At 42.8% G+C, this 12,613-nt stretch carries 8 protein-coding genes; 1 reads left to right on the plus strand and 7 read right to left on the minus strand.

Features of this window, described 5'->3' with window-relative positions:
* Positions 1-12: 12 nt before the first annotated feature.
* Positions 13-1,116 (minus strand): efflux RND transporter periplasmic adaptor subunit, encoded by a 1,104-nt coding sequence (locus tag HMPREF1534_RS12140; RefSeq protein ID WP_018452747.1) that lies wholly within the window; start codon positions 1,114-1,116, stop codon positions 13-15.
* A 218-nt stretch (positions 1,117-1,334) separates the two neighbouring features.
* Here HMPREF1534_RS12140 and HMPREF1534_RS12135 point away from each other — a divergent pair, with 218 nt between their 5' ends.
* Positions 1,335-2,237: a helix-turn-helix domain-containing protein gene (locus HMPREF1534_RS12135; RefSeq protein WP_005938919.1), complete on the plus strand. Its 903-nt coding sequence runs from the start codon at positions 1,335-1,337 to the stop codon at positions 2,235-2,237.
* Positions 2,238-2,383: 146 nt separating this feature from the next.
* Here the strand turns inward: HMPREF1534_RS12135 and HMPREF1534_RS12130 are convergent, their stop codons facing one another.
* The 6 genes from HMPREF1534_RS12130 to HMPREF1534_RS12105 form a co-directional block, all read right to left on the minus strand.
* A complete protein-coding gene (locus HMPREF1534_RS12130) occupies positions 2,384-4,051 on the minus strand; it encodes a formate--tetrahydrofolate ligase (RefSeq protein ID WP_005938922.1) in 1,668 nt (555 codons plus the stop codon).
* A gap of 227 nt (positions 4,052-4,278) precedes the next feature.
* The gene (locus HMPREF1534_RS12125; RefSeq protein WP_005938925.1) at positions 4,279-6,699 is read right to left on the minus strand and encodes an ABC transporter permease; all 2,421 of its coding nucleotides are present in this window, start codon (positions 6,697-6,699) and stop codon (positions 4,279-4,281) included.
* Positions 6,696-7,412: an ABC transporter ATP-binding protein gene (locus HMPREF1534_RS12120; protein ID WP_005938928.1), complete on the minus strand. Its 717-nt coding sequence runs from the start codon at positions 7,410-7,412 to the stop codon at positions 6,696-6,698. Before HMPREF1534_RS12120 ends, HMPREF1534_RS12125 begins: the two co-directional genes overlap by 4 nt.
* Positions 7,413-7,433: 21 nt before the next feature.
* On the minus strand, positions 7,434-9,839 hold the full coding sequence (locus HMPREF1534_RS12115; protein WP_050560718.1) for an ABC transporter permease: 2,406 nt from the start codon (positions 9,837-9,839) through the stop codon (positions 7,434-7,436).
* 12 nt (positions 9,840-9,851) lie between these two features.
* Entirely contained in the window at positions 9,852-11,099 is a 1,248-nt protein-coding gene (locus HMPREF1534_RS12110; protein WP_005938936.1) for an efflux RND transporter periplasmic adaptor subunit, read from the minus strand.
* Between the two features lie 12 nt (positions 11,100-11,111).
* Entirely contained in the window at positions 11,112-12,407 is a 1,296-nt protein-coding gene (locus HMPREF1534_RS12105) for a TolC family protein (protein WP_018452746.1), read from the minus strand.
* Positions 12,408-12,613 lie beyond the last annotated feature (206 nt).

Consider the following 12,613-nt stretch of genomic DNA (forward strand, 5'->3'; position numbering starts at 1 on the left):
TTATTCTCCTTCTTATTTAACCACCGTTCCTTCGCGTATCAAACCCGCACCTTCGGAAATAATCTCATCACCCGCCTTCAATCCATCGAGCACGACATACTCGCGTCCGTCATTGATACCGGCTACAGATATTAATGTAGAGACAGCCTTGCCATCCACCACTTTATAAGCAATTGTTTTATCCTGCATCTGCACTGTTGCGCCTTGTGGAATAACGATACAATCTTTATAGACACTGGGAATGACCACATTGCCCGATGCGCCACTATGCAACAATCTTGACTCATTCGGAAAAACGGCACGCGCCACTACCGTACCTGTCTGACGGTCAATCACTCCGCTGATAGATTCAATAATTCCATGCTCATCATATATTGAATTATCATTGAGACGGAGTTCCACTTCAGGCATATTTTTTAGCGCTTCGTCCATGCTACCGTACTGACGGGTCAGGGAAAGAAGCTGGTTCTCGGTCATCGAGAAATAAACATACATATCTGAATTATCGGAAACCGTTGTCAACGGCTGTTGTATGCCGGGACTCACCAATGCACCAACACGGAAAGGCAATGCGCCCACCACTCCGTCACTCGGACTCTTTACCTCAGTATACGACAAGTTGTTTCGGGCACTCACTTCTTGTGCCTGTGCCTGCGAGAGTTGTGCCTTGGCAGTGAGATAATTGTTTTCGGCCGTTTTCAGGTTATACTGCGAAACCACCTTTTGGACATACAGTTCCTTTGTGCTGGTATAGGCCAATTCTGCAGTAGCAAGTCCTGCCTTAGCCGCTTCCACATTGGCAAGGGCTGTTGTCAGCGCCGCTTTATAAGGCACTTGATCTATAATGAAAAGCAACTGCCCTTTGCGTACCTTTTCACCTTCAGAAACACAGAGTCGTTCGATAGTGCCCGATACTTGCGGATAAATATCAATATCCTGCCGCCCGCGAATCGTTGCCGAATAGGAAGTAGACAATTCCTTATCGGCAGTAGTTACTTTCATTATTGCATAGTTAGCACTAGTTTGCGCCTCCGGTGCTTGTTTACAGGAGGACATCCACAATGTGCAACCGATTACTCCCATCAGTCGCATCCATTTTTTGTTTACTGTTATCATATTGATTGTCTTTATTAAAAAACTGACAACAAAAGTAGACCAAAGCCGGAAAGACCGAGTGACCTATATTCCTCTGATTATGTTCTATTTTCTCCATTCATCTTTTTTAATAATAAATCACTGCATAACAGGGAAATATCGGACAGCATTTACGCATTATGGGACACATTGATTATCCTATTATTCACCAACTTTGTAGCAACTAAAAAAGGAATAGTATGGAAAAAGGAATAATAAAAAATGTCAGTATAGAGGACTTTAAAACAAACGAGAACTTTGTAAACTATGTAGACGATGACTTTATGGTGATAAACAGTTTAGAGAATGTCCCTTACAGCAACGGAACGGTGAGGCTGAATTGCTTTCTTCTGATTTCCTGTTTGGAAGGCAGCATTCAGTTGGATATGAATGATAAAACCTATCAGTTGCAAAAAGACGACCTCATCTTCGGGCTACCGTCCGTCATCATCAGCCATACCATGCTGAGTCCTCAACACAAAATAAGCATCATCGGTTTCTCCACTCAATTTCTGCAACGCGTCTTCAAGATGGGAAAAAATGAATGGAACACAGCCACTTATCTGCGCAATAATCCAATCAAGCATGTAGAGGGAAATAAGTATATAATCTTTCGATACTATGAAGATTTGATAATGACTAAGATTAACAGTGAACCTCATCCCTATCACAGAGAGTCCATGAAATATATATTCTCGTCCATCTTATGTGAAATTATCGCAATTGTCACCAAAGAAGTTCCTAAAGATGAAACAGAGAATAAAAACGAAACGAAACAGCATGAATACATATTTCGCCGTTTCATTGAAAAGTTATCGAAAGACAATGGAATGCACCGCTCGGTGAGCTATTATGCCGATGCCCTGTTCTACACTCCCAAGTATCTTTCTAAAGTCATCAAAGATGCTTGCGGTAAAAATCCGTCGACATTGATTAACGAATATACCATGGAGCACATTAAATATCAACTGAGAAATTCAGATAAGTCCATCAAGGAAATAGCAGAGGAGTTTAATTTCCCCAATCAGTCTTTCTTCGGTAAATATGTGAAAGCTCATCTTGGAGTATCTCCCCAGCAATATCGGGACGAAAAAGAAAAGTAGTATAATTTTTCCTGCATAAGAACTGTGGATGAAATTATTTAATGAATAGCACAGATTGCACAAAAGCATAGAAGCGTTTTGTATCAATCTGTGCTAAGAGAAGATTAAATTGATAACCAAATAAAAGCCAAAACACAGAAAAGGGATTATGACAAACCCTCTATTTCTCCGTTTACAATATCAATATGAAGTGCTTGCGGCTCTTTCGGCAACCCCGGCATACGCATGATTTCTCCGGCTATAACAACCAACATCTCTGCTCCGGCATTCATCACAATATCCTGCACATGGAATTCAAAGCCCTCCACTGCACCATAAAGTTTAGGATCTGTAGAGAATGAATACTGTGTTTTCGCAATGCAAATAGGGAAATGAGCATATCCCAGTTCTTCAATATGCTTCAACTTCTTGCGCGCAGCGGCACTGTAAGTAATAATATCCGCACCATAAAGATGAGACGCCACCTTTGAAATCTTCGTTTCTACACTGTCTTCATTATCATAAGCAAAGTGTAATGGTTCGGAAGGCTGTTCTTCGATAGTCTTTACAACAAGTTCCGCCAGTTCCACTGCACCCTCTCCTCCTTGAGTGAAAGCATTATTGACAGCAAAAGCAACACCTTTCTCTGCACAATGGGTACGAAGAAAATCTATTTCTTCCTGAGTATCGTCACCATAACGGTTGAAGGCAACAAGTACCGTCTGTCCGAAAGACTCCAAATTACGCAAATGCTTGTCCATATTGGCAATACCTTTTTGCAGAGCTTCCAAATTAGGTTCCTTTATCTTGTCTTGAGGAACACCGCCATGCATCTTTAAGGCGCGCGCCGTAACAACGAGTACAGTCAATTTCGGGGTAATTCCGGCTTTGCGGCATTTAATGTCATAGAACTTCTCTGCACCGAGATCAGCTCCAAAGCCGGCTTCCGTAATAGCATAATCACCGAAAGTCATTGCCATCTTGGTTGCAAGGATGGAATTGCATCCATGAGCTATATTGGCAAATGGACCTCCGTGTACAAAAGCAGCCGTATGTTCGGTTGTCTGCACCAAATTAGGTGAAAGAGCATCCTTCAAAAGCACCGTGATTGCTCCCGCCACCCCTAAGTCTTTCACCGTAAAAGGTTTGTTATCGTATGTAAAGCCAAGCAGAATATTTTCAATACGACGGCGAAGATCATCTTCATCATTGGCAAGACAAAGAATCGCCATTATCTCTGAGGCCGGAGTAATATCAAATCCTGACTCCTGTGTGATACCATTTGTTTTCGGTCCCAATCCGGTAACAACATAACGCAAAGAACGGTCGTTTACGTCCAATACTCTTTTCCACAACACTTCCTTCAAACCAAATCCATTGTCCCGGTTTTGATAAAGATAATTATCAAGCAAGGCCGAAATCATGTTGTGAGCAGAGGTAATCGCATGAAAGTCTCCCGTAAAATGAAGGTTGATCTTATCCATTGGCAAGACTTGGGCATATCCTCCTCCGGCTGCTCCGCCTTTCATACCGAAACAAGGCCCCAATGAAGGTTCGCGCAAAGCAACGATGGCCTTCTTGCCAATCCTGTTCAATCCCAATGCCAATCCGATAGAAACTGTTGTTTTCCCGATACCGGCTTTAGTCGGAGTGATGGCAGTTACCAGAATCAAATTATTCTTTCGTACCTTTTCTTCATCAATTTGGTTTTCATCTACTTTGGCTATATATCGGCCATAATTACTAATGTGTTCAACAGGAATTCCGGTTTCGCGGGCTATCTGTTTAATCTTTGTCAGCTCAATGCTGCGTGCTATTTCAATATCCGATTTCATTTTCTTTAATTTTAGGCGGCAAAGGTAATATAAATCTGTTACTTTTCAGCTCTATTTTCGATTAAATCAAAGAATAGAATACTATCAAACAACCAATAATAGCTTTTTGTTTTATCTTGATGCTTGCTTCCACCATTCCACAAACATTAAATAACGGACTGACCCGAATCTGCACATTTAGTCCATTTTCAATATAGATTTATTAAGATAAAAGACTCCTGTATCTGTTATTCATATCGCAACGAGCGCGCCGGCTTACTGTAGATCACTGTAATGGTCTGCCCCGCCACAGTTAAAAACGAAATCAGCACTATCAACACCACCGGAAGCAAGAAAAACCAAGCTTTCAGTTCTGTACGGAATGCATAATGGCTTAACCATGCATTCATGCTGAACCACGCCACGGGCAATGCTATCACAATTGCAATCAGGATAGGAATAAAAAAGTCCTTACCTAACTGATAGAACAAATTCAACCGTGAAGCACCTAATACTTTGCGAATGCCCATCTCCTTTGTGCGCACAGCACAAGAGAACATAACCAAAATCCATAACCCCAAACAAGAAATAAAGATGGCCAGCCCTGTAAATCCTCCCATCAATACTCCGAAAGCTTCATCCTGACGATACTGACGATCATAGAACTGGTCGAGAAAAAAATAATCGAAACTGGAATCAGCAAAATAAGTTGTCCATATTTCCGATATCTGCGATACAAGCTCCAACGAATCACCCGGCTTCATTACAATAGAGATATAACGTTGCGGAATCCAATCTATCTTATCTTTATGGAACAGCATAATAGGTGTATAATTTCTATTCAATGCCTGTTGGTGATAATCTTTCACTACCCCGATCACCTGCATTGGCTCCTCTATTGTCTCAACAGATATTTCTTCACCTATGACACTCTCATAATCTGTATAACCCAATGTCCGTGCTGCCGTTTCATTGATAACTAATTTATTTACATCATCCCCATAATCTTCCGAAAAGCCACGTCCGGCTACAAGTTCCAACCCGTAAGCATCCATATAATCAGGATCACAACTAAGCATCTCGTACAACCGATTCTGTTTCAAGGCATCATGCGTTCGCCGATTGGACAGGAACATGGCAACCTCCTCTCCCGGAACCGAACCCGAACAAGTGACTTTCGACACCAACGGAAGCTTTCTTATCGCTTTACGCATTGCTTCCATCTTTATCTTCATTCCTTCTGTCGGACCGGGAAACTTCACAACCAGAATCCGGTCGGTCCTTACTCCTAACGACTGACGGCGCATATAGTTAAGTTGTGCAAATACAATCAATGTGCCGCATAGCAAAATCATAGATGCCGTATACTGCACAACCACCAACAATTTACGGGTACGTTCTCCCGAACGTCCATTTTGAAACTTACCTTTTAATAACATAATAGGCTTTTTGCGGAGCAATGCACGTGCCGGATAGTAACCCGAAACATAAACACCGCACACAAACAACAAAAATACGGACAAACCCCAATATCCTGTAAGCCAGACAGAGAAACTCACTGTCCGCCCTACCAACAAATTAAAAGCCGGAAGCAGCATTTCGACCAGCCCCACAGCTATCACAAAGGCAATAAGGTTCATCACCAACGCCTCGAACAAGAATTGACCGACCAATTGTTGCGGAAAAGCCCCCACTACCCGTCGTACCCCCACTTCCTTGGCACGTTCCATCGAACGGGCAACAGTCAAGTTGATATAATTAATCCAAGCAATAACCAGTATAGCCACAGCAGCGAACACCAATGCGATGATAGCCGAACGGTTCCCTTTTTGTTCGGCCTCATAACCCAACTGCGGTGTGAGATGAATATCCTCCAATGGAACTAAACGGACACCCCATGTCTTATTCTTCAAAGCCTCTTCCGTTTTATACTTTTCCGCCATCCCGGGAAAAGCGCGTTCAATCTCTTCTTTCCGTTCCCGCGAATCCAGTAAAACGTAGGTATATGTTTCGTGTTTATACCAATACTCTTGTACCCATTTAGGCAATGACTTATACGACAAAAGGAAATTATAATGTATATGTGAATTGGATGGCATTTCCTTCATCACTCCGGTCACCTCACAGGAAACCTTTCCTATGTTGCTGTTAAAAACAAGTATCTTCCCCATAGGCTCTTCATCACGGAAATACTTACGGGCAATGCGTTCGGTTATCACTACTTGCCCGGGCATAGAAAGACAAGAAGCACGGTCACCTTTCAACAGTTCGAAGTCAAACAAACGGAAAAAGCCGGGATCGGCATAGGCTATTTCGTTTTCACGCAGGCACAGTTCTCCATATTTCACCAGTTGTTCCGGCTGGAACAAAGATGCAATCCGGGTATAGTCTTCGATTCCGGCAAGATTCTCCTGCATTGCCGAACCATATCCGAAAGAGCTGCTTGCCCAATAATCGGTCAGCACCTCTCCCTCGTAAAATGTACTTTGTACACGGTAGATACGGTCATGCTTCGCATGCATTTTATCAAAACTGAATTCAAAGGCCACATAAGTAAGAATCAGCAATGCCGATGCCATACCGACAGCCAGCCCGAATATATTAATGAAACTGAACTTTTTCCGTTTCATCAGATTCCGCCAGGCACTATTCCAATAATTTCCTATCATAGGGTTTCATTTTTAACCGGTGTTATTTTTTCCATCGGACGATTAATATTCTCTGCTACAATTTGCCCATCCAGCAATTGGATGACACGATGTGCATACATTGCATCCCGTTGGGAGTGGGTAACGATAATGACAGTAGTTCCTTGGCGGTTCAAATCACTCAATAACTCCATTACTTCTATTCCATTCACTGAGTCCAGGTTGCCAGTAGGTTCATCGGCAAGAAGCAATTTACAATCCGTCACTACGGCACGGGCAATAGCCACACGTTGCTGCTGCCCACCGGACAGTTGCTGGGGATAGTGGTTGACACGATGCAACAAATTCACTTTTTCGAGTACCTTGTTGACCCTTGCTTTACGTTTTCCGGCTTTGATACCCATATAAATAAGAGGCAACTCCACGTTTTCATACACAGTCAGTTCATCAATCAAGTTAAAACTCTGGAAAATAAAACCGAGGTTGCCTTTCCGAAGGGCAGTAAGCTGGTTCTCGTTCATTTTGTCCACCTGCTTCCCCTCAAAAGAGTAAGATCCGGAAGTAGGAGAATCGAGTGTACCCAAAATATTCAGCAGGGTTGACTTACCGCATCCCGAAGGCCCCATTATAGCAACAAATTCCCCTTGTTCCACCTGCAAGGTAACTTCATTCAATGCCTTTGTCTGCACTTCTTCGGTTGTGAAGAGTTTTGTCAGTTTTTCAGTTTTAATCATAATCAGTTCAATATTTATTTGTTATTCATATTTCAAAATACGCATCGGCTTCAGGCGAATTATACGCCATACTTGTTGGAAGACAGTAAGAAATGCAATCATCAGCAACAATACGAAAGTAACTGCATATATCCACCAAGACAACGAAATATGAAAAGCATATGTTTCCAACCAGCCTTCCATCAACACTGCCGATACAGGAATGCCAATAATAGATGCCAATACAGTGAGTAGCATCAGCTCCTTAGTTAAGACAAAGAACAGGCTGCTTTTATTTGCGCCAAGTACTTTACGGATACCCACTTCTTTCAAGCGCGACAAGGTTGAAAACAGCGTTACAATCCACAATCCAAGACATGCCACAAACACAGCAAGCAAAGCAGCACCGGCAAATATCCAACCGAAATTACGGTCTGATTTATATAGGAAAGTATTCAAATCATTTAAAAAGAAATAAGAGAATAAAGAAGTCGGAAAGTATTCATGATACAGTTGCCTAATCTCTGCTAAAACACTATCTTCTCCCTCACCTGTCAGGCGGATTGAAATATAAGGAGTTTCAATAAACGGTACTCGTTCTTTCATAAAAAAGATAATGGGCTTATATGCCACGGAAAGCGACTGTTGGTGATAGTTCCTCACCACCCCAATAATCTCAAGCGGATCAGCCACCACCTCCATTTTAACCTGTTGTCCCAATGCAGCTTCGGGTGACTCATAGCCTAACAACCTGACAGCTTCCTCGTTGAGTACAATCCGATTGAGATCGCCACCAAAATCTTCAGAAAAGCACCGTCCACAAATCAGATCGGGCAGATAAGCAGGCAAATAGTCATAATCTACAGCAAACATCTGTATCAGTTTCACTTGCGAAGGGTCGCTTCCGTAAGGGCGGTTGGTGAAATAATTGGCCACCTCTACCCCGGGAACAGCTCCCGAAACAGTAACGTGACTTATGTCCGCCCGCTGCTTCAGGCGCTTGGTGAAACTCTCCATACGCAGTGCCAATCCCTCGGTAAACGAAGGGTACTTAATAACCAACATGCGTGAATGGGAATCGGTGAAAGCCTTACTTTGCATGTAACGAACCTGCCGGACTACTGTAAACGTGCCGACAATCAGAACAAAAGAAATCAAAAATTGAATTACAATCAGTACTTTCCTTATCCGGTTGCCACGTTTGCCATGCAACAGTTTTCCCCTCATAATCTCCGACGGACGTATAGAAACCATCAGCCACGAGGGGTAAAGCCCTACGACAAACGTTCCGATAACAACAACTCCGACTACAATTCCCCAAAAAGCGGGTAATATCAGTATATCCGTCCCAAAGTTTTGCCCTACCCAACGATAAACAAGAGGTAAAAGGAGTTCCAGCCAGCCAAAGGCTATCAGTGTAGCCAACAAATTCATAAAACCAGATTCAAGAAGCCCCTGGATGATAATCTGACAATGCGAAGCACCAAAAACCTTGCGCAACCCAAACTCACGTCCGCGTTCCAAAAAACGCGCCACAGTCAGATTCAAAGCATTTGCCCAACCTATCAGTAGCAAAGCAACGGACATCACCAATAGTATAAAAACCGCAGTCCGGCTCCCTTTTACTTCTTTCTCATAGGCTTTTTGCGGAGTGAGGTGAATATCCTTCAACGGTATCAACTCCACAGCCCAAGTCTTATGTTTCAATGCATCGGTTTTATACTTATCAGATATCCTGAGAAAAGCATCTTCTATCTCTGCCGGATGCTTTCCGGGCATCAAACGAACATAGGTATAAACTCCATGAATGTACCAAATGTCCTGCCGTTCTTTAGGAATCGTACTGTATGAAAGTAAAAAATCGTATTTCAGATGAGAGCGAACAGGCATATCCGCTATCACACCGGTTACTTCAAAATTTTGTTGCGATGAAGACGTACTGAAAGTCAACACCTTCCCTATCGGATCTTCATCATCGAAATAACGGCTTGCCGCACTTTCAGTCAATACTACCGTATTAGGACGCACCAGTTGTCCGGTCTTGTTCCCTTTGATTATCGGAAAATTGAATATCTCAAAAAAAGCAGGTTCGGTGTAACAATAATGTTCTTCGGCAAACCTTCTATCAAAATAATTCACCACTTGTTCGCGATCTTGTGCCGTCACACGAACATACTTCTCAATGCCGGCAATCTCGCGCACCATTGTGGGCGCATGCCCATAAGCTGTAGTTGCCCAGTTATCTGTAAGCGTTTCGCCTTCATACAACCGACTTTCGACACGATATACACGCCCGGCATTATGGAATGAATCGTAGCTCAACTCCGACCATACATAAAGTATGATGAGTAATGCTGTTGCAATACAGACCGACAATCCTATTATATTTACCAATACCAGGGATTTCTTAACCCGCTGGCTACGTATCACTTGCGAAAAGTAATTGATCATATTGCAGACTTATTTCAATATTAATTTTTCATTATTGCCAAACAATTCATATCCGGAAACAATCACCCGGTCCCCGGGCTTCAACCCTTCGGTCACCTCATAGTACTGCGGATTTTGCCGTCCGATGCGAATGGGGTGACGAACAGCAAATTTACCACTTTCATCGACAACATACACCCATCTACCTCCGGTTGTCTGAAAAAAGCCACCGCGAGGAATCAGAACAGCCTTCACCGGATCGCCCAACTGGAGATTGACATGATAAGTCTGCCCGGCACGGATATTCTCCGGACGTCCCATAGTAAAACGAAAATCGGTACGAAACTGTCCCTCTTTCACTTCAGGATATACTTTAGTCACTTCCAGCTTATAATTTTCACCATCACGTGTGAAATCGGCCGGCAACTCCTGAACCACCCGTTCCACATAATGTTCGTCAATTAATGCTTGTACTTTCAAGTCGGCGGTGATGATTTGCCCTATATGCTCGCCTGCCGCAATGGATTGGCCTATTTGGGCTTCAAGGTTTCCTACCTGTCCGTCTATCGGTGCTTTCACCTTAAGATTCTCCAACCGTTCACGTACCAAAGTAAGACTGCGTTTCATATTTAGAATATTCTCGTCAAGGCTGGCGATCTGCGTCAGACGAAACAGGCTGTCCTGACGGATACGTTCGTCTAAGATAAGCAATTGTTCACGGGCCGCTTCATATTCCTCAGTTGCCAACCGGTAATCTTCACGAGCTATCAGTTGTTCTTCCAGTAAACGCCTGTATTGTTCGTAACGCCGTTTCTTTGTAAGAAACTCTTTATGTATACCGATACGTTCCTGTTTCAGGGCCAGCCGTTCCTGTTCCATACTGATACGGGTATTACGGAGCTCATTTTCCTGATAAGCAAGATCAGCTTCACTTTGCATGATGCCAATGTTAAGCAACGGATTGCTTAAACGAAGGATAGCATCTCCTTTCTTTACCATGGCCCCCTCTTCAAAGAGACGTTCCTCTACCCTTCCTCCTTCAATAGCATCCAGATAAATCATACGGTTGGGAAGTACCTGGCCTATGACACGAATATAATCATTAAACTCACCTTCCTTGATGGTAGCAATGGTTATCCGGTTCTTTTCCACTGTCATGGAAGAACTGGTATCGCGAAAGAATAAATAAAGAATTAATACTATTAATAAAACAACGCCCACCCCACCATAAATTTGTTTCGGAGTAAACCTTTTCTTATGTTCAATCTGTGTATCCATATATTATTTTTATTAAAAACTGCCAGTCCGATAATAATCAGCCAAACGCAAAGCCAACTCATACTGCAACCTTGTCCGCACCTGTTCTGCCTTTGCCGAAAGCAAACGATTGCGTGACTCCATCAACTGGAAGACTGAAACAAGTCCCTCCTCCCATTTACGTTCCGTCTCTTTCAAGACTTGTGTTTCAGCCTGTACTTGCAGCATAGCCTGCCGATGCTCTTCCCATCCTGCGTACAACGATAAAGTGACTTGCTCCGTCTCAATACGCAAGTTGTTGTTTTTTGCTTCAATGCGATTACGCACACGCGCTACGTTCAATTTTTTCTTTCTTAAAGAAGCATAACGATCCAAACCGGTAAATAGTGGGAACGAAACTCCTACGCCAATATATTTATTCCAATGGTCACGTATCTGGTGTAAAGAGAATAAAGAATTATAAAAGTCAGACCCCCACGAAAAACGGGCATAAATAGTAGGACTAAACTGTCCGGAAGCAATAGCCAACTCCTTACGCGCAATCCGTTCCCACATTTCCATTTTCTTATAATCCGGCAAGACACGTGTAGATTGCCAATAAAGTTCATCGGCATTCGTAACAGGCAATGCCAACACACTATCTTCATCCGCACACACAACAGCCAATTCCGCGGATGATTTCATCCCTATCAATTCTTTTAAATAGAGAAGCGACATCTTCCGGTTCTTTGCATACGAACTATAACGGAACACATCTCCCTGATGACGCGCTTTCACTTCCTGAAGATCAGAAGCAGACCGCAAGCCTAATGTCAAAAACGTCTCGGTCTGCTTTAAATAACGTTTGCCCAAAAGCAACTGCTCTTCGGCCAACTGCAAAAGTTTTTCATCCAATACCACCTTATAATAAGCCTCGACTACTTGGTAAGCCAACTCATTCTGTTTTGCCAGACGGCTCCACTCCTTTTCCTTTTGCACCAAACGGGTAAAGCGCAAACGGTTGATCCGAGTAAATCCTTCAAATAAGGAAAGGGTAACATCCATGCCCACTGTTCCCTGATTGTAAGAGTCAGAAGTATACCCGTTAGTGCCGGGATCAATAGAACGGCCTATATGCCTGCCCACTTCTGCCTGTACAGATACGCTAGGCATAAACTTTCCCATAGCTGCCACATAATCAGTATGGGCTTCTTGCACTTCTATCTGTGTGTTTTTAAATTCGAGATTATGTTTCCAAGCATAATGTATACAATCGTCCAGCGTGGTCTGCCCATCTAGAGGCAAAACCAACCCTAACAATACACACACAATTATCATTTTATTTTTCATACTTTTTTTACTTTGACGGATAAAGTAAAGCAAATGGCATGCCATAAGCATCAAACTATTAATTATCAACAATATATAAATTTAGAATTACCAAATACTGTCCATTTCTTAGACGCTGTTGCGTCCAACTCATAGACACTCCCACTCCTATAAAAAGAATAAAAATCGATCACGAGCAGACTTTTACCATGTATTTTAGGTTATAG

The organism is Phocaeicola massiliensis B84634 = Timone 84634 = DSM 17679 = JCM 13223 (assembly GCF_000382445.1).
GTDB lineage: Bacteria > Bacteroidota > Bacteroidia > Bacteroidales > Bacteroidaceae > Phocaeicola > Phocaeicola massiliensis.

Excerpts from the sequence above, each read along its gene's own strand:
- HMPREF1534_RS12130 (WP_005938922.1), bottom strand. The coding sequence starts at position 4,051 with ATGAAATCGGATATTGAAATAGCACGCAGCATTGAGCTGACAAAGATT.
- HMPREF1534_RS12125 (WP_005938925.1), bottom strand. The coding sequence starts at position 6,699 with ATGATAGGAAATTATTGGAATAGTGCCTGGCGGAATCTGATGAAACGG.
- HMPREF1534_RS12135 (WP_005938919.1), top strand. The coding sequence starts at position 1,335 with ATGGAAAAAGGAATAATAAAAAATGTCAGTATAGAGGACTTTAAAACA.
- HMPREF1534_RS12140 (WP_018452747.1), bottom strand. The coding sequence starts at position 1,116 with ATGATAACAGTAAACAAAAAATGGATGCGACTGATGGGAGTAATCGGT.
- HMPREF1534_RS12120 (WP_005938928.1), bottom strand. The coding sequence starts at position 7,412 with ATGATTAAAACTGAAAAACTGACAAAACTCTTCACAACCGAAGAAGTG.
- HMPREF1534_RS12105 (WP_018452746.1), bottom strand. The coding sequence starts at position 12,407 with ATGAAAAATAAAATGATAATTGTGTGTGTATTGTTAGGGTTGGTTTTG.
- HMPREF1534_RS12110 (WP_005938936.1), bottom strand. The coding sequence starts at position 11,099 with ATGGATACACAGATTGAACATAAGAAAAGGTTTACTCCGAAACAAATT.